Consider the following 22,816-nt stretch of genomic DNA (forward strand, 5'->3'; position numbering starts at 1 on the left):
GAGTTTGGGTTTATGGCTGAATACCAGTTTACCACCACCTGGCGGGTTGCGGCCTCTGTACAGGAGGTGTGGGAGGTGCTCTCTCATCCTGACCAGTGGCCTGAGTGGTGGGCGAGCCTGGAGCAGATCACTGAAATCGAAAAAGGGGATGTCCAGGGGATCGGGGCGTTGCATCGTTATACCTGGAAAGGGGCTTTACCTTATCGAATCACCTTTGACATCCATGTCCTTAACATCACCCCTTTTTATCTGCTGGAAGGCGAAGCCAGTGGTGAAGTTGAAGGGCGTGGAGTGTGGTCATTTTCAGAAAATGGGGTGGAAACGATTGTCAGGTATGACTGGAATATTCGGACCAACACCCGGTGGATGAATTATCTCGCGCCTCTGGCGGCGCCTGTTTTTCGCTGGAATCACCATACCGTGATGCGCGATGGCGCAAAGGGGTTGGCCCGTAAATTAGGCACACATGTCGAAATGTATGGCATCGACAACGGGTAATGCACGATCGTATTACCCGTCAGTGGCACCACGTTATTCTGTTTTTGGATTTGAGAGCCCTTCGGCCTTTGCGTTGTCCAGTACCCCCGCAACGATCCGATCGCACCGTGCGCCGTCAAACGCGAAGGTGTCGTTCAGGGCGATATCCATTTGGCTGGCCAGTCCCTCACGGAGCAGACTGCGGGCGCGAAAGAAACGGGTTCGCACCGTCGCTTCGGGGATATCCAGCGCCTGTGAAATCTGTTCCACACTCAGCTCCTCAACTGCCCTGAGCATGAAAACGGTACGAAAAGCCTCGGGCAGCAAGTCGATACGGGCTTCCAGAAGTTGGCGCATTTGGGTTTGCATCACGGCATAGTCCGGGTGATGTTCAGGCGTATCGCTTAACGATGCCTGGATGTCAGAATCAATGGCATTCATGGCAGCATCAAGGGGAATAACGGAGGCGGTTTTTCGCCTCAGACGCCCCAATGATTCATTCACCACAATACGCACCAGCCAGGTTGAAAGCGTGGCTTCAGAACGAAATCCCTTCAGTGCGCGCCAGGCGCTCAGATAGGCCTCCTGAAGCGCATCTTCAGCCTCCGCGTCGTTTTTCAAAATGCTGCGCGCGGTCCGAAACAGCAACCGGTTGTGGCGGCGCATGATTTCCGTAAATGCCGCCGCATCCCCCAACGCGGCGCGTGTGACGAGATCAGCATCGGGGGGAGGGGCCGACGGCAGGCCAGAGGACAGCGATCGTGTATTCTGCATAGCGTCTCCTGTGTGCGGGATCTGTTTTTCGCAGCGACAGTGGATACCGCGTTAGTAACCGTAAAACGTTTCACTGCGCACGTTGTCCTCATCAATGCCAGACAGCGTGAGCGTTTGACGCATTGCCTCCACCAGGGCGGGTGGGCCGGAAACGTAGAAGGCCGGGTTATCCAGCCCTGCGACAATCCGCGTTATCCAGTCGCTGTCGATGAGCTGCGTAGCGCCGTCCCAGGATTGGGTCGAATGCGCCATATCCGTCATGGTCGCCATTAACTGAAATCGCTGATTCTGCTGCTCAAGCTGCTGTAATTCATCCAGAAAGGCCGCATCTTCGGGGTGATGATTGCTATACAGCAGGATCAATTGCTGCGGCGTCTGCTGTTTGGCTGCGTGGCGCAACATGCTCATGAAGGGAGTTATCCCAATCCCCCCGGCGATAAGCACGGCAGTGCGCTCCGGATTTTTGGGTAATGTGAAGGATCCAAATGGGCCATTGATCTGAACTTCAGTCCCCATCGGCAACGTACACAACGCACGTTTAAAAACGCTTTCGCCGAGGCGAGTGGCGACCACCAGTTCGTCCTCTTCAGGCGCAGTGACAATGGAAAAGGTGTGGCGGGTATCCGATGGCCGGGTGTCAGTTTGATGTCCCGGCAAAATGAGATCGATGGCTTGCCCCGGTTTGTGGCTGAACCCGACGGGTTTTTCGAAGTGGAAGGCCATCGTGCCTTTGGCAATCTGGTGGCGGGCGGTCAGATGAACGTTATATTCGACCATGATGAAACTCCGGTATTAAACTGAGGAGGGTGTTTTTTTACCCTGAATACAACACCGTCTCTCAGCATGTCAGCGTCGAACTTAGGGATGATGACCTCATGATTATTTTACGGATGGGGGAGGATTCTGGTCACTGGAACGCCCGACGCCATGATGATAGACGAGTGTTCCGCCAAGCCAGCCTCCTGCCATCAGGCAAATAAATCCTGTGGCATCTAACAATAAAGATAGTGTGTCCGGCGCCTGCAGGTGCATATTCTCAATCCCCATCAACAGACGGGTACCAAAGAGCGCGAACGCGACGCACATCAGGCCCATGTGCCACCAGACCATCCGCATTGGCGCGCCCTCAGGCACGCGAGACAGTTCTAACATGCCCGCAATCATGGCGATTAACGCCATCAAACAGCCAACGGCGAGCAGTCCGCCAGACCACTGCCAGGCCGTCTCACCAAACCACACCCCGGCAACATCGGCGGCAACGGCCAGTGACCAGCAGGCGATGGGAAAATGAACCAGCGCCGGATGCAGCGGATGACGGGACATCACAGGAACACGCTAACCAGCGTGAGAAAACCGACGACGGCGACGCTGGCATGAACGGCGACAATGGCTTTCGGCGGTAACGTCTTGCGCAAATGGAACGAGGCCAGAAAGAATCCGCCCAATGCAGCCACCAGCAGTAACACGAAGGCGATAAGTACCTGCTGCGGCGCATTGCCCTGAACAAGCATCAGGATCAGCAAAATCAGCCCTGTCGCGCCTAACCCGGCATGTAAAAGAGACAGAAACCAGGGGGCGAATTTGTTGCGCAGTACATGTGCGGCCAGCACCAGTCCACCGAGCGCGCCGATGGCAAAAACGAGGATGGCGTAATTGAGCATGTGTATTCTCCAGAGAAGCTGCGGATAGTGCGGCTCGTCATTGCCCGGGGCGTAAGGCAATCTCTCCGGTCTTGACGGATCTTTTTTACTCTGTCAGCCAGACAGATTTGCTTCACTTCTTACCATTAGATGGTGTGAGATGCGGTGACGTTCCCGAAAACGGGATGTGGTGAGCGCGTAGATGGCGGGCTGAACAGCGATGTCAGAACGCCATAGCGTGATAGACAGGATTACTCTTCAATAATCAATGCGTTAATTGCTGATGAGAAATGTTTTTGCATTGCCTGGGCCGCGCCTTGAGCATCTCTTTGGCACACTTTTTCCACAATGGCCTGATGCGCATCGATAATTTGCTGACGACGGTCATGGGTATCGTGGGCATGCAGACCTGCCGAGATCGATTTTTCCAGAGGAACACGAAGTGCCTGTAAGAGCAGGGCGTAAAGAGGGTTGCCGGATGCCTCGGCTAAAATCATGTGAAAGCGTGCATCATGATAAATAAATGACTGATGATCGCCGAAGACTTCACTTATCTTATCCATCTCTACGCGTAAGCGGGAAAAGTCCTCTTCTGTACCATTTTGCGCCGCCAGTACGACACAGTGAACTTCAAGAGTACTGCGCAGAGAAAGTATCTGGTGTGCTGAAATCTGTTGCGTTACGACCGAATAGTTGAAAATCGTTTCCAGCGCTGCAGAGTTCAGTGATTGCACGCGCGGATATTTACCGCTGCTGATGTCCAGAATGCCAAGAATCGACAACGCCTGGAATGCCTCCCGCACCACACCCCGACTGACCCCCAGCGTTTCGGTCAACTGTTTTTCACTGGGCACTCTGGCTCCGGGTTCGAGCTGTTCTGTGGTGATGACATTGAGGATGTAGTTACGAACTTGTTCGGAGAGCGTGCTTTTCTCAATGATGGGTTTATTCATGTTCATGCGACAACTCTCCCTCTCTTCGTAAGCGGTCGTTCCGTATCCATCCGGGACAGGATGTTTGGGCTGAAATTCTGCATATGTTATCGACTCATCTTCACTATTACCAACAACATGCCGGCGTAAATTTTTGCCGGGTCTGTCACATCACGGCGATTTGAGTGTTTTCTGATCACTTAATCCTGGCTAACCTGTCCTACAGGTAGACAGTAAGGTTGTTTTAATTTAACCACACAGGAATGAATTATGCACTCAGAAGAAAGGCAATTTTTTGAAAAGATAAAGAACAATCTCAGTACCGCTCTGCTGGGTGATGTCATGGACACCATTGGCTTACAGAATCAATTCCTCAATCCACGGCTGCAACCACTGGAAAAACGGATGCGCATCGCCGGGCGTGCAATGCCGGTGCTGGAAGCGGATTACCCGACGTTTACCGGTTCGCATTCCAACGGCCCCCTCGGCGATAAAGCATTTGGCGTGATGTTCGAAGCGCTGGACAGCCTGCAAGAAAACGAAGTGTATATTGCCAGCGGTTCGTCCCCGACGTATGCATTGTGGGGGGGATTGATGTCGACTCGCGCTGTTCACCTTAACGCGGCAGGGGCGGTTCTTAACGGCTATTCACGGGATAAACACGAGATCCTTGAACTCAATTTCCCTGTCTTTTCCCTGGGATCTTATTCTCAGGATCAAAAGGTTCGCGGAAAAGTTCTCGATTATGGGGTTCCGGTAACGATTGATGGCGTGATGATAACGCCGGGTGATCTTATTGTGGCAGATGAAGAGGGCGTTCTGGTTGTCCCGAGACGGGTCGAAGAAGAGGTTATTGGTCTGGCGTTAGAAAAAGGCGTGACGGAAAACAAAGTTCGCGATGCCATTCGTGGTGGCATGGGTGCTGTAGAAGCATGGAATCGCTTTGGTGTGATGTAAATCCCCTTCAGTCTTGATGATATGAGGACATCAGTATGTTCAAAAGTAAACGATGGAGTATTGTTTTCCTACTCTCGCTGGGTGGGGCGATCAATTACATGGATCGCTCTGCCTTTGCAATCGCAGCCCCCATGTTTGCTAAAGACTTGCAATTAACGCCAGGTGAATTAGGTATTATTTTTAGTAGTTTCTCTATCGGCTATGCGCTTTTTAACTTTGTTGGTGGCTATGCTTCTGACCGTTTTGGGCCAAAAATGGTCTTTGCGGTCAGTATGGCATTTTGGTCATTCTTCTGCGGGTTGATTGGCGTCGCCGTCGGATTTACCTCAATGCTCGTCATCAGGGTATTGTTTGGTGCCGGGGAAGGGCCGTTTGCGTCGACCTTAAATAAAATCGTCAGTAACTGGTTTCCTCGCCGCGAAGTCGCCAGCGCCATCGGCGTCGCCACTGCCGGTAACCCGCTTGGCGGCGCGCTGGCCGGGCCTATCATGGGGTCGCTGGTGCTGATTATCGGCTGGCGAATGGCGTTTGTTGCCATTGCCTGTTTAGGCATTGTTTGGCTGCTGTTTTGGGTCAAAATGGCAAAGGACAAGCCGGAAGAACACAAAACCATCAGCCGTGAGGAATTAGCGTTAATTCAGGAAGGACAGCAGGAGCAAAACGATAATAACCAAGAGATTGAAAAAGTATCCATGCCGCTCTCTTTTTATATCAAGCAGCCTACGATACTGGCAACGGCATTTGCCTTTTTTGGCCTGAACTATATTCTCTTTTTCTTTCTCTCATGGTTCCCAAGTTATTTGTCGAACTCGCAACATCTCAGCCTGAAGGATATGAGTATTGTGAGTGTGATTCCGTGGCTGCTGGGTTCTGTCGGAATGGCGGCTGGCGGGTTCCTGTGTGATTACGTACTGCGTAAAACAGGGCGTCCTCTGTTTTCCCGTAAAATCGTGCTCGTGACCTGCCTGGGGGCTTCGGCGATTTTTGTGATGTGCGTTGGAAATGTTTCCAGTGCCGCAGGGGCGGTCTCCCTTATGGCATGCGGCATTTTCTTCCTCTATTTATCGGCAACAACCTATTGGGCTATTTTGCAAGACACCGTCGCACGCCAGAATATGGGCGCAGTGGGCGGTATGGTTCATGCCACGGCGAATATTGCCGGAATATTAGGACCGATTGTGACGGGTTACATTATTCAATGGACAGGGGCATATAATGCAGCGTTCTTTATTGCGGGGGGGATTGCCGTACTTGGCGCACTTGCCGTGGCTGTCTTTGTTAAACCCATTCCAATGCAGCGCGAAAATGTTGCCGATGTAATCAGACAAGAATGATAATTTCTTTCCACCGGAGATTCAGAACATGAAATTAGGCTTTGGACTGTACCGTCACATGCTGGACGACGAACATTTTGCTTTTGCCAGACAGTGTGGTGCGACGCATATTGTCGTTCATATGGTTGATTATTTTCATCAGAATGCACGTTTTTCCCGTAGCGATCAGCCGGTCGGTGATACCGGTGGTTGGGGAACGGCGCAGGCAGATGTCTGGACAATAGAAGAATTGTTAGATATTCGCGCTAGAATGGCGAAATTCGATTTAACCTTTTTTGCTATTGAAAATTTCGACCCTTGCCACTGGGATGACATCTTATTTGATGGCCCCCGGAAAGCAGAACAAATCGAGACGGTAAAACAGGTTATCCGTAATGTCGGCGCTGCGGGTATCCCCGTCTTCGGTTATAACTTTAGCCTGGCGGGCGTCGCCGGAAGAATTCAGGAAAATAAGGCACGAGGCGGCGCAAAAACAGTTGGCTTAAACGGTGTAAACGAACAAACCGAAAGTCCGTTACCGGCCAGCATGGCATGGAATATGGTGGTGGATGAAGAGGCTGAGGGTATCAGACCACCGGTGACCAAAGAACAGCTCTGGCAACGGCTGGACGCATTCCTGAAAGAGATTGTGCCGGTGGCAGAAGAAGCCGGTGTGAGGCTGGCAGCGCATCCTGACGATCCGCCGCTTGAATTCGTACGTGGTCAACCGAGACTGGTTAACCAACCGCATCTCTATCAAGATTTGCTGGATCTGGTTCCCAGTTCTTCTAATGCACTTGAGTTTTGTCTGGGTACCATTGCTGAAATGTCAGAAGGCGATGTCTACGAGGCGGTAGAACAGTATGCGCGTCAGGATGCCATTGCGTATATGCATTTCCGTAACGTAAAAGGGAAAGTCCCTTACTATCATGAAACCTTTATCGACGAAGGGGACATTGATATGGTGAAAGTATTACGGATACTAAAAGAAAATAACTTTGATGGCGTATTAATTCCGGATCATTCACCACAAATGACCTGTCCTGCGCCATGGCATTCAGGAATGGCCTACGCCATGGGATATATGAAAGCCTTAATGCAAGTTATTTGATGACCGTTGCGTAAATAATAAAATTGATAAGAGGGAATGGCGGGCAGTCAACACCAGGCATGGAAGTATGAATTTTTAGATGCCGAACGGTCAGACCCTGTTTAATAAAACAATAGCCGCTTTTTACAGCGGCTATTTTTTACAGCGTCTAGGGTTATTCCGCGACGAAATAGTTATGCACCGCCCAGATACGCTTTTCGCACTTCGGGGTCGACCAACAGTTCCTGACCGCTGCCGCTCAGGCGAATTTCGCCATTGACCATCACATAGGCGCGATCCGACAGTTTAAGCGCGTGGTTTGCATTTTGTTCGACTAAAAAAAGCGTCATCCCCGCCCGTGTTAACTCGCGCAACGTCTGGAAAATTTGTTTCACTACCAGCGGCGCTAGCCCCAGACTCGGTTCATCTAACAGCAGTAATTTGGGGCGACTCATCAGCGCGCGGGCAATAGCCAGCATCTGCTGCTCTCCTCCTGAGAGGGTCATGGCGCGCTGATTGCGCCGCTCCTCAAGGATGGGAAACAGGTGATACATCCGTTCTTTATCCTCTTTATGGTAACGGTTGCCGATAGGGATGCTGCCCATCAGTATATTCTCTTCGACCGTCATGTCCGGGAAGATTCGCCGTCCTTCCGGGACCTGGGCAATCCCGTTAGTGGCGATAAAATGGGTGGATTTGTGGCTGATATCGTCGTTACGATAAAAAATCTGCCCGCGCGCGATGCGTGGTTGCCCAAAAATGGACATCAGCAAGGTCGATTTTCCGGCACCGTTGGCGCCAATCAACGAGACGGTTTCTCCTTCATTTACCGTCAGCGAAATCGTTTTTAGCGCCTGAATCGGGCCATAAAAAACGTCCACATGGCGAAACTCCAGCAATGGCTGACTCATCTGGCAAGCTCCTCTTCATCTGTCCCCAGATAGGCGGCAATCACGCTGACGTTGTGCTGGATCTCCGCGGGTGCTCCCCGGGCAATCACATCGCCATGATCGAGCACGATAACGTGGTCGGAAATCTCCATGACCATGCTCATATCATGTTCAATCAACAACACGGTAACGCCATGCCGTTCACGCAGGACGCGCACGATACTGCTGAGCGCCTCGGTTTCCACCGGGTTGAGTCCGGCTGCCGGTTCGTCGAGGCAAATCATCTCCGGCCCTGTACACATCGCGCGAGCAATTTCCAGCCTGCGCTGTTGACCATAGGAAAGAGTGCCGGCCAGGCGGTTTGCACAATCCACCAGGTTCACCACCTCCAGCCAGTAAAAGGCGCGGTCGAGCGCCTGATTTTCGGCTTTCTGATATGCGGGCGTGTTAAAAATTCCGGCAATCAGGTTGCGGTTCGCCTGCCTGTGCTGGGCCACCATCAGATTTTCGATCACCGACATTTCGCGAAACAGGCGGATATTCTGGAAGGTTCGCGCCAGTCCGGCGCGGTTGACCAGATGCGTACCGCCGAACATTTTGTAGTAGATGCGTGAGGCCAGACGCGCAGGATTGAAAAAATCAGTGGTGTGGATTTTTTGCCCTAACACCTGAATCACATCGGTGGTTTTGGCGCGGGTATTAAACACAATCGCGCCGCCAGAGGCCTGATAAAATCCGGTCAGGCAGTTGAACACCGTGGTCTTACCGGCACCGTTGGGGCCAATCAACGCTGTGATTGAACCCCGGGCGACCTCCAGATTGACATCGTTGAGGGCTTTTATCCCGCCAAAGTGCATCATCAGATTTTCAACGCGTAAAATGCTGTCAGTCATGGCGCGACCCCCTTGCGAATAGCGAAACCGGCGCGGCTGGTGCGAACCAGTCCACGGGGACGCCAGATCATCATTAACACCATTAATACGCCAAACAGCAGTACCCGGTATTCGGCAAAATCCCGCAGTAACTCAGGGGCCACGGTCAGAACAAAGGCCGCCAGCACGACACCGAGCGTGGACCCCATTCCGCCGAGTACAACAATGGCAAGAATGAGCGCAGATTCGAAGAAGGTGAAGGAGGTGGGATTCACAAATCCCTGATAGGTCGCGAAAAAAACACCAGCAATCCCGGCTGTCGAGGCTCCCATCATAAAGGCGGACAGTTTGACTAACACATGGTTTAAGCCCAGAGAGCGGCAGGCAATCTCATCTTCACGCAGCGCTTCCCAGGCGCGACCAATAGGCATTTTGGTTAAGCGATGTTTGATGAACAGCACCAGCAACACCACCAGAACCAGAACCGTGTAGATAAAAATAAACTTCAGGTTAGGGTTATACGTCAGACCGAAAAACTCATGAAACGGTACGCCGCCGTCTTTCGCCCGTCGGCCAAATTCCAGACCAAAAAGCGTGGGGGCAGGCACTGACACCCCATTTGGCCCACCGGTAAAACTCAGCCAGTTGTTCAGGATAAGACGGATAATTTCACCAAATCCCAGGGTGACAATCGCCAGGTAATCTCCGTGCATTCGCAAGACCGGAAACCCGAGTAGCGCGCCTGCCAGCGCCGCCATAACGGCACCAATGGGCAGCATGACCCAAAAACCGAGCCCGAGATACTGATATCCCAGCGCCAGCCCATACGCGCCGATGGCGTAAAAGGCCACGTACCCCAAATCCAGTAATCCGGCGAGTCCGACCACAATGTTAAGGCCCAGCCCCAACAGCACGTAGATAAGCCCCAGAATTGCCACCGTCAGCAGATACTTGGTCGCCACAAAGGGGAAGGCGATAGCCAGCAACATCAAGCCTGGAATTACCCAACGCATACGGGAGACGTAACCCACCGGGCGGACGTACACCCCGTCGTCAGCGCCTTCAAATCGACTGGTGAATTTCTGCCCGATCTGGGTTTGCAGCGCCAGGCTGACGAGAAAGCGTCCTGCCATGACCACGGCGACCAGCCACGCTACGCGGGTGGGGGCCAGCGTGAAACTGTAGCCTTTTAGAACGATCCCCACGATGGGGCCAAATACTATCAGCGCGCACAGTCCGGCTAATACGGTGTCGAGCAGGCATTTTTTAAGATCAAATTCTGATTTCACGACGGCCTCTGTCATCTCTGTCATCGTTTTGCCCTCACACCTTCACGACCATTGGACGTCCCAGCAACCCCTGCGGGCGGAAGATAAGGATCACCACCAGTAGGGCAAAGGAGAACACGTCCTTATAATCGGAGTTCACAAGCCCGGCGAATTGCGCCTCTGCAATGCCGAGCAGCAGGCCGCCCAACATCGCGCCGGGAAGCGAACCGATCCCGCCCAGTACCGCGGCGGTAAACGCCTTGATGCCGATGATAAAGCCAGCATAAAAGTCAAACGTTCCGTAGTTCATGGTCACCAGAACGCCCGCCAGCCCCGCCATTGATGCGCCCATCACAAACACCAGCGAGATAACCCGGTCAGTGTTAATGCCCAGAATGGAGGCCATACGCCTGTCCTGCTGCGTCGCGCGACAAATGCGCCCCAGTCGCGTGTACTGGATAACCCAGGTCAGAACCGCCATACCGACAAACGCCGCCAGCAGAATAAAGATTTTGGTCCAGGTGATTTGCACCATTCCATCGCCAACGTTGAAACGCAGCACGCCGCTCATCAGTGTCGGGATGCCTTGCTGGTTAGGCCCCTGACTGATTTGCACATAGTTTTGCAAAATGAGTGACATACCGATGGCAGAGATGAGGGGCGCCAGACGGGTTGAATTTCGCAGGGGTCGATAGGCAATACGTTCGATGACCCAGCCATAGACCCCCGTTATCACGATGGTGAAGATCAGGGTGCCAAAAATCAGCAGAGGGAAAGAGTGAATGCCAAAGTAGGAGAGCAGGCCCAGACCAATAGCACAGAGGTACGCGGAGATCATGTAAACTTCGCCATGCGCGAAATTGATCATGCCGATGATGCCGTAGACCATGGTGTAACCGATGGCAATCAGGCCATACACCGCTCCCAACGTCAGACCGTTGATCATCTGTTGTAAGAAGAAAGCATCCATTTGAAATTCCCGCCAGTGGTAAGGCAACCGGGTCGCACAATCCGGTTGCCTTCAGGGTTGCAATGCCTCACCCGAGAGGGGAGCGAGAAGTCAGTACCGAGCTGACGGTATCAGAGTTGGTGGTACTTACCTTTGTCATCCCACTGGTAGACGACGTAATCAGACACTTTCAGATCGCCTTTCTCGTCCCAGGATTTGGGCCCCATCACCGTGTCAACATCGTGTGATTTCAGCCATTCTCCCGCTTTGGCGTTGTCCTTGCCTGCGGCGCTGTAGGCAGCAGCAATGGCCTGAATTGAGGCATAGGCATACAGGGTGTAGCCTTCTGGTTCAAAACCGCTGGCGCGGAATTTCTCAATGACCGCTTTGCCTTCCGCAATGGTGCGAGGGTCTTTACCGAAGGTCATCAACACGCCATTGGTGTACTGCGCGCCACCGGCCGCCGTCACCATCTCTTCCGTCACCACGCAGTCGCCGGAGAAGAATTTCGCCTGTACCCCTTGCTCCCGCATTTGACGCACCAACGGGCCCGCTTCCGGGTGGCAACCGCCAAAGTAGACCACGTCCGGTTTCAGCGCGCCGATTTTGGTCACCAGGGCATTGAAATCTTTTTCACCGCGCGACAGTCCCTCATACAGAACTTCTTTGGTGCCCCGTTTTTGCAGTGCGGCTTTGGTTGCGTCGGCTAAGCCCTGACCGTAGGTATCTTTGTCGTGAATGACGGCGATTTTTTTCGCTTTCAGCACGTCCAGCATGTAGTTTGCCGCGGTGACGCCTTGCTGATCGTCACGGCCACACATGCGGAGCATACCTTTCATTCCGCGTTCGGTAATCAGTGGGTTGGTTGACCCCGGGGTAATCGTCAATACGCCCGCTTCATCATAGACTTCGGACGCTGGCATGGTGGAAGACGAACAGAAATGGCCGACCACGGCGGAGACTTTAGATTCATCGACCAGGCGGTTTGCTACCGCGACGGCCTGCTTTGGCTCGCAGGCATCGTCGCCCTGCACCAACACGATTTTCTCACCTTTAATACCGCCTGCCGCATTGATATCTGCCGCCGCCTGCGATGCCCCTTTCCAGTATTGCGCCCCATATGTGGCATTGGGGCCAGTAAACGGCCCGGCCACGCCAATCGTGATATCTGCCTGTGCATAAAATGCGGTACTTAAACAACCCATAACGGCAATCTGCAGAGGTAACTTAATCATTTTAATAGACATTTGGATATTCCTCAGTACTGTTCAATACCAGGCGCCGGGAGGCGCGGGGAAAATCATAAACTTCGTCATTTATTGCGTTATCAAGCGGGCCGCGTACGGCTGTCTTTTTTTAAGCAAAAACTCCGCCAGGTTGATAAATATCGACATTGTTTTCTGACAGACGTAGCGAGGCGATGTGAAATACGACGTCGCAATTTCATCAGGTCAGTGTCAATCGTTATCTAAGGAGGAGGTTGCCTTCACGTGGCAGACTGGGATGCGTGGTATCCAAACCGTCCAGAATCTTAAACATAGATGCAGAAAAGTCAGGCTGCGCACCTTGTCGGTGCAAAAATGCGGAGAGGATCACTCCAGCGATGCGCAAGGCTCAGAAAGTCCGGGTTTCTGAACTCCCCGTTTTGTTTAGAAAAATCCCCGTCCACCCTGTAAGATGGGCGCAGGCAAGCGTATTTCACTGAGGATGAGCGTTATGAAAACGGGACCATTGAACGAAAGCGAACTGGAGTGGCTGGATGATGTACTGACGAAGTACAACACCGAACACGCGATTCTGGATGTGTCAGAGCTGGATGGTCTGCTGACGGCGGTACTGAGTTCTCCACGTGAGATTGAGCCGGAGCAGTGGCTGGTGGCTGTATGGGGCGGGCCGCAATATGTGCCGCGCTGGTCATCGGAAAAAGAGATGACGCGCTTTATGAATCTTGCGTTCCAGCATATGGCTGATACCGCCGACAGACTAAACGAGTTTCCGGAGCAATTTGAACCTTTATTTGGTCTGCGCGAAATTGAAGGTCATGAGCTGACGATTGTCGAAGAGTGGTGTTTTGGTTATATGCGCGGTGTGGCGCTTTCTGACTGGTCAGCGTTGCCAGACTCGCTGAAACCGGCGCTGGAGGCGATTGCGTTGCACGGTACGGAAGAGAACTTTGCCGTGGTAGAGAAGATGACGCCAGAGGCATTTGAAGAAAGCGTAGACGCTATCCGATTGGCGGCGCTGGATCTTCATGCCTGGTGGATGGCGCATCCGCAAGAAACGCCGTTGCAGGTACCGGTGAAAGCGGAAGCCAAACCAGGGCGTAACGATCCTTGTCCTTGCGGTAGCGGTAAAAAATATAAGCAGTGCTGCCTGCATTAATTGCGCGTTTTGGTCAGATGGCGCTTAACCCGCAGTTTAAGCGCCATCTGCACCTTTTATCCTGGTTCGGGCAGCAGTCCCGCCGCGATAGAGAACTGAACCCCGATCACCACAATCCCGCAAAGAAACACCAGACCTAACGCCACTGAACCGCCTTTAACGCGATATCCCGCCTGAGGATTATGCTTTCGGCTCTGCCATGTCAGCAAAGAAGGGATCAGCAACGCCAGAACCGCCAGCGCGACACCGGCATACCCCAGCGCCATAACAAATCCGCGCGGATAGAAGAGGGCAAACGCCAGCGGTGGCAGAAAAGTAATCGCGCCAGTTTGCAGACGTCCGGCAACGGTATTGCGACGCTGGAACAGATCCGCCAGGTAATCAAATAATCCCAACGCCACGCCGAGGAACGAGGTCGCCAACGCCAGATCGGCGAACAGGTGTACCGCCAGCTCAACGTGAGGTGAGGCGACCACTTCCCGTAATGCCGAAAGCAAACCGTTTAATCCAGCGTGATTGGCCAGCAGCCCCATAAACGTTGAGGAGTCGATACTGCCGAGGGTTGCAAGCTGCCAGAAGATATAGGCGATCAGCGGGATTGCGCTGCCGGTGATAAACACCCAGCGTAATTTGCGAATATTGCCGTCCATGTAGCTGACAATGCTGGGCACGCTGCCGTGAAAACCAAACGAGGTAAAAATTACCGGAATGGCAGACCACGCCAGCCCTTGTTGCAGCGGCAGGGTAAGAAGATTGATTTTGTGAATGTGCGGCATCAGCAGCGCCAGCATCACCACCAGGAAGATTATTTTGGCGCTGAACAAAAAACGGTTGAACAGATCGACAAGCGACGTTCCTACGCAGACCACGCCACCGGCAACAAAGGTGAACAGCAGTACGCCAGCGGCGGGCGATATTTCGCTGCCAGTCCAGTCGTTGATACTGGACGCGAGTAACTCACCGGCGCCGCTAATGTAGGCCGCGGTGAGGGCATACATTAAAAACATCATGCTAAAACCGGTCACCCACTGACCGTAGCGTCCGAGATAGCGTTTTGCCAGCGTACCCAGCCCCGTATCTGCCGGAACATGCTGATACACTTCGAGAAGCAACAGCGCGGTGTAACACATCAGCGCCCACAGCCCAATCAATAACGCCAGCGTGACGCTGAAACCCACACCCGCCGCTGCCAGCGGCATGGCCAGCATACCTGCACCGATTGTGGTTCCCGCCACGATAAAAACACTTCCCAGAGTTCTATTCTTCACGCTTTCCTCTGTTCCAGAGATAATCAATAGTGGTATCTGCGGCGCAGGGTAAGGCATTACGCGATTTTCGTCAAATCGTCGTTACAATGAATGTGAAGTTTTGTTTACGGTTTTTATAAGCGTGGGTGGCCCCGCATCATGTCGGTGGCCGAAAGATGTAAACCTGCGTTAGCGCAAAGCAGATCATGCGGCTTCATTTTAGGCTAGGCGCTTTATTGAGGAGGATGTATGGATTCTATTCACGGCCACGACGTGCTTAACATGATGATTGCATCAGGCGAGCAATACACCCATGCCAGTCTTGAGGCGGCGATCGTTTCACGGTTTGGCGCACAGGCGCGTTTTCATACCTGTTCAGCGACAGGGATGACGGCAGCAGAGCTGGTGGCTTTTCTGGCGGCGAAGGGGAAATTTATTGCGAAGGATGACGGTTTTACGACGCACGAAAGCAAAATCTGCCGTCATTAAGAGCGTCCGGTGAAGTGGGCTGAATACCCGCTTCACCGGAGAAAAATTAATTCTGTGTATCCAGCGTCGACAGTTCTTTGTCGATGAAGTAAAGGCCTTCACCGCTTTTACCTGCCAGCGTTAACTTATCAATGACTGATTTAAATAACTTCTCTTCTTCATGCTGTTCAGCGACGTACCATTGCAGGAAGTTAAAAGTAGGATAATCCTGGTTGGTCATCGCCGCGTGAGCCAGTTCGTTAATTTTCTGGGTGATCAATTGCTCGTGTTCGTACGTGACGCGGAACAGTTCATCCAGTGACGCATATTCAGCGAAAGGAGACGCGACGGTATTAATACGCGGCAGACTGCCAGTGTCGGTCAGGTAATCGAACAGACGCTGCATATGCGTCATCTCTTCCTGAGCGTGACGGCGCAGGAACGCGGCGGCACCTTCAAAGCTGTTATAGCTGCACCACGCACTCATTTGCTGATAGAGCAGAGACGAATATAACTCGAGGTTCATCTGTTCATTCAGTTTTTCGATCATTTCTGTTTTCAGCATTATTCTGCTCCACACATGTTAATGATATGTCGATGTGGCGCCACTATAATTTGTTATTTAATTATTTGCAAAAGGTAAAATAATAAAATCAATTATTAAAAATGCGAATGGGAATAAAACGCATTAGCGCTATTAAATTATAAATAAAGGCCCGTTGACATAATAAAAGGCCAGTTATTAATACACTGACCTGAACGTTTAATAATAGCCAGGCGTTGTAGAGGGGATCGCCACACCCTGACACTGATACGATAAAGTTATTTTCGTATTCAGACACAGAGAACCCGCATAAACACTGCAGGTGGAGACAGGCTGACCAAATCCGACGGCGTTTGCGTAGCCCATTTGCTGACATTCACGCGTGGCGGTACCTTTGGCGACATAGTCGTCAGTACGTGCCGTTTGCAGCATCGCCTGATTCCAGGTGAGGCGAACAATCCCACTGGTTGCGTTGGCTTCGCTGACGTTGGCTTGTCGGGTGACGGTGCATCCCGCCAACATTAACAGCGAGAGGGCAAGAAAAAGGCTCTTCATGATATCGCTCTGAAAGTTCGGTGATACGCTATCCTACCTGATACACCCTCTGTCCAATGGCTTGAATAGCCTGAAGATCACCCATGTTTAATGGCAACGACCGGGGGCAATGTGCAAAAAATGCGCCGCAGGCAGAAAAAACGTGAGCCTGTTTTTGTTTTTTAAAACCAGCTTTCATTAAATTTGAAAGTACGTTCATTGCGTAGTACTGTGGCGTCAATTTCAGAGACTCACGTCGGGATTTATCGCGACGCATTCAGGAGATACAGTATGAAAATTGCACTGATGATGGAAAACAGCCAGGCAAGCAAAAATGCCATCATTCATAACGAACTCAAGGCCGTCGCAGATGAGAAGGGATTTCCCGTCTTTAACGTGGGCATGAGCGATGAGAATGACCATCATCTGACCTATATTCATCTTGGCATTATGGCCAGTATTCTGCTCAATGCTAAAGCGGTTGATTTTGTCGTGACCGGCTGCGGAACGGGTCAGGGGGCGCTGATGTCTCTGAACATCCATCCGGGCGTGATTTGCGGATACTGTATCGACCCGGCTGATGCGTTTCTGTTTGCCCAGATCAACAACGGCAATGCGCTTTCTCTGCCGTTCGCGAAAGGTTTTGGCTGGGGCGCCGAGTTGAATGTGCGTTTCATCTTTGAAAAAGCGTTCACCGGTCGTAACGGCGAAGGCTACCCGCCGGAGCGTAAAGAGCCGCAGGTTCGCAACGCAGGCATTCTGAACCAGGTGAAAGCCGCCGTGGTGAAAGAGAACTATCTGGATACGTTGCATGCAATCGACCCTGAGCTGGTGAGAACCGCTGTGTCGGGTCCGCGTTTCCAGCAGTGTCTTTTCGACAATGGCCAGGACAAAGCGATCGAAGCGTTTGTGCGTGAAATCCTGGGGTAAGGCACTTTAGAGGGTATTGGGGCCGGATAGCGCAACGCTTACTGGCCCGTAAGATGCCGCATGTCGGCCCGGCCAGCATTGCGCGGCCGGGCGACAGTGTTGTTTTATTATTTGATTCCGAGCTTCCTCTCTTACTGGCTGACTTCTGCGTAGCAATCACCCTGCAAAACCCCATCTTTTGCCGCTGATGATGGTGTGTATCAAAAAAAATTATAAAAATTTACTAAAACCTGCAATGCATTAAATTTATGATTTATATACTAAAAACATAAAAACGAAGAGAATTTGCACATTTTGGTGTGTGATCTGCGTCACATAAATATTGATTTTTGTGACGGATGTCATATTATATTGCTCGTAGACAATAAAACCTGAACAACAATCAAACGGAGCAATGCTATGAAACTGCGCAAAATTCTGAAAAGCATGTTCGAAAATTATTGCAAAACATTCAAAGATGTACCGCCAGGCGGTATGTTCTGATAAAAAAAACCTGCTACGGCAGGTTTTTTTATACCCATTTTTTTGCTGCCTTTACGCGGCTATCGTTTCTGCTCCTGAATAGGTACTATGACGACCTTTCTATAAGGAGCTCATTATGTCCCAAACACTGAACGTCGATCAGGAACTGGTCTCTGACGTTGTTGCCTGCCAACTGGTTCTCAAACAAATTCTGGACGTTCTTGACGTGATCGCCCCCGTCGAAGTTCGCGAGAAAATGGCTACCCAACTGAAAAACATCGATTTTTTAAGCCATCCTGCTGCAGCCGACCCCGTGACGATGCGTGCAATCCAGAAAGCCATCGCCTTGATCGAGCTGAAATTCACGCCGCAGGGCGAAGCGCACTAAATAAATCAATGTAGTAGAGTGCAGAAACCTGTTTATTACGCCTCCTGAATCAGGGGGCGTAATCGTTTCTGAATCATCGGGGGAGTCGGCAATACTGCGGTTGCCCGGCCTGCGGTAGATGTTCTTGCAGGCCAGACCGGGGGTTATGGCGTTAATCCGACGCTATAGCGCCATTAGTGGTGCTGATGGTTGACGACGTTGAGTAAGTGCTTGTCTGTTTGTGCCATGCACAGACCTGCGCGTTTGGCGCTGCGAACTTCATCGAAGATCGTCTGTAATAGCACGCCATCCTGCTGCTGTTCTTTTTTCAGATCGTGGAGAAAATCAAGCGTGAGGTCGTCATTCAACGCTTTTGCTTCGCGGGTTAAACTCGACAGGGTGCTGGAACGCTGTTGGTAATCGTCGAGTGTTTTCTGAAATAATTCTTCAAGTGACGTTAACTCATCGCCGGGAATATCAATCGCTTTAACGATGGGGTTAGCGCCTGCGCTCTTCATAAAATTAAACATGCGCATCATTTGGGTGATGTTACTTTGCGCCTGAGTGCGAAGAAACATCGCAGTGCCCGTCAAACTGTTATCCGCACACCAGTCGCCCAGGCGAAGGTAAAGATTGGATGCGTAAAACTCAAGATTCATCTGGGCGTTGAGTTTGTGAGCCATTCCTACTGCAGCCATGTCAATATCCTTATTTCCAGAAAAGGGGCTGTGCGTAACCCGCATCAGCGCAGCAGGCTGCTGCCACACTTAACATCTACGCACAAGTGATACTGTTAGCAGAATAAATCCGTTCTGCCGGTCCTTTATGTGATCACGTAGTCATTTCCGTTGATGATCGAAATAAGCATACCGCCTGTATGGATATAAGAAAATCCTTATAGTGAAATGTTTAAAGTTTTTTACATATTTTCCGTAAAAATTGGTTGTGAACCAGGAATTTTAGACATTATGCCTCAACCGTCCAACGTCATGATTTAACGCTGATTAAAGTGAAAGTTTATTTTTGAAACATTGTTTCAAATCACAGAATGAAATAGTTTCATCGGGTATCATTTGTTCAATGATAATTATCCATTACGCCTGTTTCGGAAATTATTAGATGAAGCTGTACTGGCAGGTCTTCCACCAGGGTTGAAGTGTGCGCCAGATCATTTTTAGAAACGTTAAAACGTAAAGCCAATCACCTTTTGTCATTGGCTGTTTGATTTGCACGGATAGAAAAGAGGAGTAGTGAATGAAAAAGGTAGCTGTTCTGTTGGCGCCTGGATTTGAAGAGGCAGAGGCCATTGTTACCATCGATATTTTACGTCGACTGCATATCGACGTTGAAACAATAGCCTGTGCAGAGTCCCGCGCGGTGGTGAGTTACCACAACATTCCTATGGTGGCAGACAATACGCTGACTGAGCGACTGGACACGCTTTTTGACGCAGTGGTATTGCCAGGCGGCCCCCAGGGAAGCGTGAATCTGGCAGCGAGTGCTGAAGTGGTCGATTTCGTTTCCCGCCATGATGCGGCAGGCAAATTAGTTTGCCCGATCTGCTCTGCGGCGGCCCGCGTTCTCGGGGGGAATGGATTGCTGAAGGGACGTCGCTACGTCTGCTCTGGTGAGCTGTGGGAGAATGTGACCGATGGCGAATATGTGGATGCGCCGGTCGTCGAAGATGGCAATCTGATTAGCGGCAAAGGGTTAGGCCATATATTTGATTTTGCACTGACGCTCAGCGCCCGTTTGCTTGGTGACGAGGCGGCGGTTCGCGATCATGCGGACCATATTTACTATCGCTGGTAAATAAAATGTTCCCGAATATACCGGTATTCGGGAACAAGGATTCGTTTGCTGACCTTATGGACTAATCTGCTACACCTCTTTTTATTTGTCTGACAAATATTCATTTTCTTATGTCATTTCCCGCTAAATGTATGCACGCAATTACTGTAATTCTGTGGTGTGATGCCGCTCTCCTATGGAGAATCAATTTCCCGCTAAAACTTATTCCAGCACTGGCATTCATCGTTGATATAAATGGTAATGCCTTGTTTTTCGTCTTAATTACAAAAAACCGGTCGTTTTTACCCTACATAAAAGAACGCTAAAGCTGGAGTTAACCATGCACAAATTCACTAAAGCGCTGGCGGCCATTGGTCTGGCTGCCGTTATGTCACAATCCGCTATGGCAGAAACCATGAAACTCGGTTTTCTGGTGAAACAGCCAGAAGAACCCTGGTTCCAGACGGAGTGGAAATTTGCTGATAAAGCCGGAAAAGATTTGGGTTTTGAAGTGATTAAAATCGCTGTCCCTGATGGTGAGAAGACTCTGAATGCTATCGACAGCCTGGCCGCCAGCGGCGCGAAAGGGTTTGTCATTTGTACCCCAGACCCGAAACTGGGCTCGGCAATCGCAGCCAAGGCGCGCGGTTACGACATGAAAGTCATCGCGGTGGATGACCAGTTTGTTAACGCCAAAGGCAAGCCGATGGATACCGTTCCTCTGGTCATGATGGCGGCGACCAAAATTGGCGAGCGTCAGGGTGAAGAGCTGTACAAAGAGATGCAGAAACGCGGTTGGGATGTGAAAGAGTCCGCAGTAATGGCTATCACGGCAAACGAGCTGGATACCGCGCGTCGCCGTACCGGTGGCTCAATGGAAGCGCTGAAAGCCGCTGGCTTCCCGGAAAAACAGATCTACCAGGTGCCGACAAAATCCAATGACATCCCTGGCGCATTTGATGCCGCGAACTCCATGCTGGTTCAGCATCCAGAAGTGAAACACTGGCTGATTGTCGGTATGAACGACAACACCGTACTGGGTGGCGTGCGCGCGACGGAAGGCCAGGGCTTTAAAGCAGCCGATGTCATCGGTATCGGTATCAACGGCGTGGACGCGGTCAGTGAGCTGTCCAAGGCACAAGCGACCGGCTTCTACGGTTCGCTGCTGCCAAGCCCGGACGTACATGGCTATAAATCCAGTGAAATGCTCTACAACTGGGTGACCAAAGGCGCTGAACCACCAAAATTCACTGAAGTGACTGACGTGGTGCTGATCACCCGTGACAACTTCAAGGAAGAACTGGCCAAAAAAGGGTTGGGCGGTAAGTAATCAGCAGGTGAAAACACTCTCTGTCGCTGCGGCGGCAGAGGGTTTGATTAACGACTAACGACCCAGATTCACGGAGACGTTATGCAACAGTCTACCCCGTATCTCTCATTTCGCGGCATTGGGAAAACCTTTCCTGGCGTCAAAGCGCTAACGGATATCAGTTTTGACTGTTATGCCGGTCAGGTGCATGCGCTGATGGGTGAAAATGGCGCCGGGAAATCAACACTCTTAAAAATTCTCAGCGGTAATTACGCGCCTACCACGGGTTCTTTGGCGATTCTGGGGCAGGAGGTCACGTTTGCTGACACCACTGCCGCATTGAACGCCGGTGTCGCTATTATTTACCAGGAATTACATCTCGTGCCGGAAATGACCGTCGCGGAGAATATCTATCTTGGTCAGTTGCCGCATAAAGGCGGAATTGTAAACCGATCGCTGCTTAATTATGAAGCCGGGTTGCAGCTAAAACATTTGGGTATGGATATTGATCCTGCTACCCCGCTGAAATATCTCTCGATCGGGCAGTGGCAGATGGTCGAAATCGCCAAAGCGCTGGCGCGTAATGCCAAAATTATCGCCTTTGATGAACCGACCAGCTCACTGTCAGCCAGAGAGATTGAGAACTTATTCCGCGTCATTCGTGAACTGCGTAAAGAAGGCCGCATCATTCTCTACGTTTCGCACCGTATGGAAGAAATATTCGCGTTGAGCGATGCCATTACCGTGTTCAAAGATGGTCGCTATGTCAAAACATTTGCCGACATGCAGCAGGTGAACCACGACGCGTTAGTGCAGGCGATGGTGGGGCGCGATCTCGGCGATATTTACGGTTGGGAATCAAGACCCTATGGTGCAGAGCGTTTGCGTCTGCATGAGGTGAAAGCGCCAGGCGTAAGAACACCGATCAGTTTGACGGTACGCAGCGGCGAGATTGTCGGGCTGTTTGGCCTGGTCGGTGCCGGACGCAGTGAGCTGATGAAAGGGTTGTTCGGTGGCACGCGTATCACCGAAGGTCAGGTGTATATCGATGAAAAACCGATTGATATCCGCAAGCCAGCCAATGCCATTGCGGCAGGCATGATGCTATGCCCGGAAGACCGTAAAGCCGAGGGGATAATCCCCGTACACTCTGTACGCGACAATATCAACATCAGCGCGCGTCGTAAGCATGTCCGGGGCGGCTGTCTTATCAACAACAGTTGGGAAGAGACTAACGCTGACCACCATATCCGTTCACTTAACATTAAAACACCGGGAGCGGAGCAACTGATCATGAACCTTTCCGGTGGGAATCAGCAAAAAGCGATTCTGGGTCGCTGGCTGTCGGAAGAGATGAAAGTCATTTTGCTTGATGAGCCAACACGCGGCATTGATGTGGGCGCAAAACACGAAATCTACAACGTTATCTACGCCCTGGCGGCGCGGGGCGTTGCTGTGTTGTTTGCCTCCAGTGATTTGCCGGAAGTTCTGGGCGTCGCCGACCGTATTGTGGTGATGAGGGAAGGTGAGATCGCCGGTGAATTGCTTCACGAACAGGCGGATGAACGGCAGGCTCTGAGCCTTGCTATGCCAAAAGTCAGCCAGGCTGTCGCCTGATTA

The 22,816-nt window shown here is 51.5% G+C and carries 26 protein-coding genes; 12 read left to right on the top strand and 14 right to left on the bottom strand.

Annotation, left to right across the window (positions count from 1 at the left end; genetic code table 11):
- Positions 1 to 12: 12 nt before the first annotated feature.
- A complete protein-coding gene (locus ACO7SM_RS09255) occupies positions 13 to 498 on the top strand; it encodes an SRPBCC family protein (RefSeq protein WP_490470570.1) in 486 nt (161 codons plus the stop codon).
- A gap of 33 nt (positions 499 to 531) precedes the next feature.
- Here the strand turns inward: ACO7SM_RS09255 and ACO7SM_RS09260 are convergent, their stop codons facing one another.
- The 5 genes from ACO7SM_RS09260 to ACO7SM_RS09280 all read right to left on the bottom strand — a co-directional run bounded on the left by ACO7SM_RS09260 (position 532) and on the right by ACO7SM_RS09280 (position 3,850).
- Positions 532 to 1,251: an RNA polymerase sigma factor gene (locus ACO7SM_RS09260; RefSeq protein WP_490470571.1), complete on the bottom strand. Its 720-nt coding sequence runs from the start codon at positions 1,249 to 1,251 to the stop codon at positions 532 to 534.
- Positions 1,252 to 1,302: 51 nt separating this feature from the next.
- Positions 1,303 to 2,028 (bottom strand): ferredoxin--NADP reductase, encoded by a 726-nt coding sequence (locus ACO7SM_RS09265; protein WP_490470572.1) that lies wholly within the window; start codon positions 2,026 to 2,028, stop codon positions 1,303 to 1,305.
- Between the two features lie 102 nt (positions 2,029 to 2,130).
- On the bottom strand, positions 2,131 to 2,574 hold the full coding sequence (locus ACO7SM_RS09270) for a DUF2231 domain-containing protein (RefSeq protein ID WP_490470905.1): 444 nt from the start codon (positions 2,572 to 2,574) through the stop codon (positions 2,131 to 2,133).
- Complete coding sequence (locus tag ACO7SM_RS09275; RefSeq protein ID WP_490470573.1) at positions 2,574 to 2,912, bottom strand: hypothetical protein; 339 nt, start codon at positions 2,910 to 2,912, stop codon at positions 2,574 to 2,576. Before ACO7SM_RS09275 ends, ACO7SM_RS09270 begins: the two co-directional genes overlap by 1 nt.
- A gap of 230 nt (positions 2,913 to 3,142) precedes the next feature.
- The gene (locus ACO7SM_RS09280) at positions 3,143 to 3,850 is read right to left on the bottom strand and encodes a FadR/GntR family transcriptional regulator (protein WP_490470574.1); all 708 of its coding nucleotides are present in this window, start codon (positions 3,848 to 3,850) and stop codon (positions 3,143 to 3,145) included.
- A 243-nt stretch (positions 3,851 to 4,093) separates the two neighbouring features.
- Between ACO7SM_RS09280 and ACO7SM_RS09285 the strand changes: the two genes are divergently transcribed.
- The 3 genes from ACO7SM_RS09285 to ACO7SM_RS09295 are packed head-to-tail and all read left to right on the top strand — an operon-like array spanning position 4,094 to position 7,204.
- Positions 4,094 to 4,780 (top strand): RraA family protein, encoded by a 687-nt coding sequence (locus tag ACO7SM_RS09285; RefSeq protein ID WP_490470575.1) that lies wholly within the window; start codon positions 4,094 to 4,096, stop codon positions 4,778 to 4,780.
- A 35-nt stretch (positions 4,781 to 4,815) separates the two neighbouring features.
- The gene (locus tag ACO7SM_RS09290) at positions 4,816 to 6,114 is read left to right on the top strand and encodes an MFS transporter (RefSeq protein ID WP_490470576.1); all 1,299 of its coding nucleotides are present in this window, start codon (positions 4,816 to 4,818) and stop codon (positions 6,112 to 6,114) included.
- Positions 6,115 to 6,142: 28 nt separating this feature from the next.
- Complete coding sequence (locus tag ACO7SM_RS09295) at positions 6,143 to 7,204, top strand: mannonate dehydratase (protein WP_490470577.1); 1,062 nt, start codon at positions 6,143 to 6,145, stop codon at positions 7,202 to 7,204.
- A gap of 173 nt (positions 7,205 to 7,377) precedes the next feature.
- Here ACO7SM_RS09295 and ACO7SM_RS09300 read toward each other — a convergent pair whose 3' ends face one another.
- The 5 genes from ACO7SM_RS09300 to ACO7SM_RS09320 all read right to left on the bottom strand — a co-directional run bounded on the left by ACO7SM_RS09300 (position 7,378) and on the right by ACO7SM_RS09320 (position 12,367).
- The gene (locus ACO7SM_RS09300; protein WP_490470578.1) at positions 7,378 to 8,094 is read right to left on the bottom strand and encodes an ABC transporter ATP-binding protein; all 717 of its coding nucleotides are present in this window, start codon (positions 8,092 to 8,094) and stop codon (positions 7,378 to 7,380) included.
- Positions 8,091 to 8,966, bottom strand: coding sequence for an ABC transporter ATP-binding protein (locus ACO7SM_RS09305; RefSeq protein WP_490470579.1), 876 nt, complete (start codon positions 8,964 to 8,966; stop codon positions 8,091 to 8,093). The genes ACO7SM_RS09300 and ACO7SM_RS09305 overlap by 4 nt, the downstream gene beginning before the upstream one ends.
- Entirely contained in the window at positions 8,963 to 10,249 is a 1,287-nt protein-coding gene (gene livM / locus ACO7SM_RS09310; RefSeq protein ID WP_490470906.1) for a high-affinity branched-chain amino acid ABC transporter permease LivM, read from the bottom strand. Before livM ends, ACO7SM_RS09305 begins: the two co-directional genes overlap by 4 nt.
- A 19-nt stretch (positions 10,250 to 10,268) precedes the next feature.
- The gene (locus tag ACO7SM_RS09315) at positions 10,269 to 11,183 is read right to left on the bottom strand and encodes an ABC transporter permease subunit (RefSeq protein WP_192612538.1); all 915 of its coding nucleotides are present in this window, start codon (positions 11,181 to 11,183) and stop codon (positions 10,269 to 10,271) included.
- Between the two features lie 110 nt (positions 11,184 to 11,293).
- Positions 11,294 to 12,367, bottom strand: a complete 1,074-nt coding sequence (locus ACO7SM_RS09320; RefSeq protein ID WP_490470907.1) for a branched-chain amino acid ABC transporter substrate-binding protein — start codon at positions 12,365 to 12,367, stop codon at positions 11,294 to 11,296.
- A 511-nt stretch (positions 12,368 to 12,878) separates the two neighbouring features.
- Here ACO7SM_RS09320 and ACO7SM_RS09325 point away from each other — a divergent pair.
- A complete protein-coding gene (locus tag ACO7SM_RS09325; protein ID WP_490470580.1) occupies positions 12,879 to 13,544 on the top strand; it encodes a YecA/YgfB family protein in 666 nt (221 codons plus the stop codon).
- Between the two features lie 56 nt (positions 13,545 to 13,600).
- On the opposite strand, the gene tyrP is transcribed toward ACO7SM_RS09325, so the two are convergent.
- Positions 13,601 to 14,812: a tyrosine transporter TyrP gene (gene tyrP, locus ACO7SM_RS09330; protein WP_490470581.1), complete on the bottom strand. Its 1,212-nt coding sequence runs from the start codon at positions 14,810 to 14,812 to the stop codon at positions 13,601 to 13,603.
- A gap of 228 nt (positions 14,813 to 15,040) precedes the next feature.
- On the opposite strand from tyrP, the gene ACO7SM_RS09335 reads away from it, so the two are divergent.
- Entirely contained in the window at positions 15,041 to 15,280 is a 240-nt protein-coding gene (locus ACO7SM_RS09335; protein ID WP_490470582.1) for a YecH family metal-binding protein, read from the top strand.
- 46 nt (positions 15,281 to 15,326) lie between these two features.
- On the opposite strand, the gene ftnA is transcribed toward ACO7SM_RS09335, so the two are convergent.
- Together ftnA and ACO7SM_RS09345 are read right to left on the bottom strand one after the other, a co-directional pair.
- Positions 15,327 to 15,824, bottom strand: coding sequence for a non-heme ferritin (ftnA, locus tag ACO7SM_RS09340; RefSeq protein WP_192612533.1), 498 nt, complete (start codon positions 15,822 to 15,824; stop codon positions 15,327 to 15,329).
- A 198-nt stretch (positions 15,825 to 16,022) separates the two neighbouring features.
- Positions 16,023 to 16,358, bottom strand: coding sequence for a YecR-like family lipoprotein (locus tag ACO7SM_RS09345; protein WP_490470583.1), 336 nt, complete (start codon positions 16,356 to 16,358; stop codon positions 16,023 to 16,025).
- A 270-nt stretch (positions 16,359 to 16,628) separates the two neighbouring features.
- On the opposite strand from ACO7SM_RS09345, the gene ACO7SM_RS09350 reads away from it, so the two are divergent.
- The 3 genes from ACO7SM_RS09350 (at position 16,629) to ACO7SM_RS09360 (ending at position 18,117) form a co-directional block, all read left to right on the top strand.
- Positions 16,629 to 17,267 carry an RpiB/LacA/LacB family sugar-phosphate isomerase gene (locus ACO7SM_RS09350; protein ID WP_490470584.1) on the top strand — a complete coding sequence of 213 codons (639 nt, stop codon included), beginning with the start codon at positions 16,629 to 16,631 and terminating at the stop codon, positions 17,265 to 17,267.
- A 399-nt stretch (positions 17,268 to 17,666) separates the two neighbouring features.
- Positions 17,667 to 17,750 carry a stress response protein AzuC gene (gene azuC / locus ACO7SM_RS09355; protein ID WP_004136622.1) on the top strand — a complete coding sequence of 28 codons (84 nt, stop codon included), beginning with the start codon at positions 17,667 to 17,669 and terminating at the stop codon, positions 17,748 to 17,750.
- A 115-nt stretch (positions 17,751 to 17,865) separates the two neighbouring features.
- Complete coding sequence (locus ACO7SM_RS09360) at positions 17,866 to 18,117, top strand: DUF2766 family protein (RefSeq protein ID WP_490470585.1); 252 nt, start codon at positions 17,866 to 17,868, stop codon at positions 18,115 to 18,117.
- A gap of 173 nt (positions 18,118 to 18,290) precedes the next feature.
- Here the strand turns inward: ACO7SM_RS09360 and ACO7SM_RS09365 are convergent, their stop codons facing one another.
- Entirely contained in the window at positions 18,291 to 18,794 is a 504-nt protein-coding gene (locus tag ACO7SM_RS09365) for a non-heme ferritin-like protein (RefSeq protein ID WP_490470586.1), read from the bottom strand.
- Positions 18,795 to 19,350: 556 nt separating this feature from the next.
- Between ACO7SM_RS09365 and ACO7SM_RS09370 the strand changes: the two genes are divergently transcribed.
- The 3 genes from ACO7SM_RS09370 to araG all read left to right on the top strand — a co-directional run bounded on the left by ACO7SM_RS09370 (position 19,351) and on the right by araG (position 22,813).
- A complete protein-coding gene (locus tag ACO7SM_RS09370) occupies positions 19,351 to 19,908 on the top strand; it encodes a DJ-1 family glyoxalase III (protein ID WP_490470587.1) in 558 nt (185 codons plus the stop codon).
- 319 nt (positions 19,909 to 20,227) lie between these two features.
- On the top strand, positions 20,228 to 21,217 hold the full coding sequence (araF, locus tag ACO7SM_RS09375) for an arabinose ABC transporter substrate-binding protein AraF (protein WP_490470588.1): 990 nt from the start codon (positions 20,228 to 20,230) through the stop codon (positions 21,215 to 21,217).
- Positions 21,218 to 21,298: 81 nt separating this feature from the next.
- Positions 21,299 to 22,813: an L-arabinose ABC transporter ATP-binding protein AraG gene (gene araG, locus ACO7SM_RS09380; RefSeq protein WP_490470589.1), complete on the top strand. Its 1,515-nt coding sequence runs from the start codon at positions 21,299 to 21,301 to the stop codon at positions 22,811 to 22,813.
- Positions 22,814 to 22,816 lie beyond the last annotated feature (3 nt).

Source organism: Citrobacter sp. LJND-P06, assembly GCF_058188415.1.

Excerpts from the sequence above, each read along its gene's own strand:
- ACO7SM_RS09255 (WP_490470570.1), top strand. The coding sequence starts at position 13 with ATGGCTGAATACCAGTTTACCACCACCTGGCGGGTTGCGGCCTCTGTA.
- ACO7SM_RS09260 (WP_490470571.1), bottom strand. The coding sequence starts at position 1,251 with ATGCAGAATACACGATCGCTGTCCTCTGGCCTGCCGTCGGCCCCTCCC.
- ACO7SM_RS09265 (WP_490470572.1), bottom strand. The coding sequence starts at position 2,028 with ATGGTCGAATATAACGTTCATCTGACCGCCCGCCACCAGATTGCCAAA.
- ACO7SM_RS09270 (WP_490470905.1), bottom strand. The coding sequence starts at position 2,574 with ATGTCCCGTCATCCGCTGCATCCGGCGCTGGTTCATTTTCCCATCGCC.
- ACO7SM_RS09275 (WP_490470573.1), bottom strand. The coding sequence starts at position 2,912 with ATGCTCAATTACGCCATCCTCGTTTTTGCCATCGGCGCGCTCGGTGGA.
- ACO7SM_RS09280 (WP_490470574.1), bottom strand. The coding sequence starts at position 3,850 with ATGAACATGAATAAACCCATCATTGAGAAAAGCACGCTCTCCGAACAA.
- ACO7SM_RS09285 (WP_490470575.1), top strand. The coding sequence starts at position 4,094 with ATGCACTCAGAAGAAAGGCAATTTTTTGAAAAGATAAAGAACAATCTC.
- ACO7SM_RS09290 (WP_490470576.1), top strand. The coding sequence starts at position 4,816 with ATGTTCAAAAGTAAACGATGGAGTATTGTTTTCCTACTCTCGCTGGGT.
- ACO7SM_RS09295 (WP_490470577.1), top strand. The coding sequence starts at position 6,143 with ATGAAATTAGGCTTTGGACTGTACCGTCACATGCTGGACGACGAACAT.
- ACO7SM_RS09300 (WP_490470578.1), bottom strand. The coding sequence starts at position 8,094 with ATGAGTCAGCCATTGCTGGAGTTTCGCCATGTGGACGTTTTTTATGGC.
- ACO7SM_RS09305 (WP_490470579.1), bottom strand. The coding sequence starts at position 8,966 with ATGACTGACAGCATTTTACGCGTTGAAAATCTGATGATGCACTTTGGC.
- livM (WP_490470906.1), bottom strand. The coding sequence starts at position 10,249 with ATGACAGAGGCCGTCGTGAAATCAGAATTTGATCTTAAAAAATGCCTG.
- ACO7SM_RS09315 (WP_192612538.1), bottom strand. The coding sequence starts at position 11,183 with ATGGATGCTTTCTTCTTACAACAGATGATCAACGGTCTGACGTTGGGA.
- ACO7SM_RS09320 (WP_490470907.1), bottom strand. The coding sequence starts at position 12,367 with ATGGGTTGTTTAAGTACCGCATTTTATGCACAGGCAGATATCACGATT.
- ACO7SM_RS09325 (WP_490470580.1), top strand. The coding sequence starts at position 12,879 with ATGAAAACGGGACCATTGAACGAAAGCGAACTGGAGTGGCTGGATGAT.
- ACO7SM_RS09335 (WP_490470582.1), top strand. The coding sequence starts at position 15,041 with ATGGATTCTATTCACGGCCACGACGTGCTTAACATGATGATTGCATCA.
- ftnA (WP_192612533.1), bottom strand. The coding sequence starts at position 15,824 with ATGCTGAAAACAGAAATGATCGAAAAACTGAATGAACAGATGAACCTC.
- ACO7SM_RS09345 (WP_490470583.1), bottom strand. The coding sequence starts at position 16,358 with ATGAAGAGCCTTTTTCTTGCCCTCTCGCTGTTAATGTTGGCGGGATGC.
- ACO7SM_RS09350 (WP_490470584.1), top strand. The coding sequence starts at position 16,629 with ATGAAAATTGCACTGATGATGGAAAACAGCCAGGCAAGCAAAAATGCC.
- azuC (WP_004136622.1), top strand. The coding sequence starts at position 17,667 with ATGAAACTGCGCAAAATTCTGAAAAGCATGTTCGAAAATTATTGCAAA.
- ACO7SM_RS09360 (WP_490470585.1), top strand. The coding sequence starts at position 17,866 with ATGTCCCAAACACTGAACGTCGATCAGGAACTGGTCTCTGACGTTGTT.
- ACO7SM_RS09365 (WP_490470586.1), bottom strand. The coding sequence starts at position 18,794 with ATGGCTGCAGTAGGAATGGCTCACAAACTCAACGCCCAGATGAATCTT.
- ACO7SM_RS09370 (WP_490470587.1), top strand. The coding sequence starts at position 19,351 with ATGAAAAAGGTAGCTGTTCTGTTGGCGCCTGGATTTGAAGAGGCAGAG.
- araF (WP_490470588.1), top strand. The coding sequence starts at position 20,228 with ATGCACAAATTCACTAAAGCGCTGGCGGCCATTGGTCTGGCTGCCGTT.
- araG (WP_490470589.1), top strand. The coding sequence starts at position 21,299 with ATGCAACAGTCTACCCCGTATCTCTCATTTCGCGGCATTGGGAAAACC.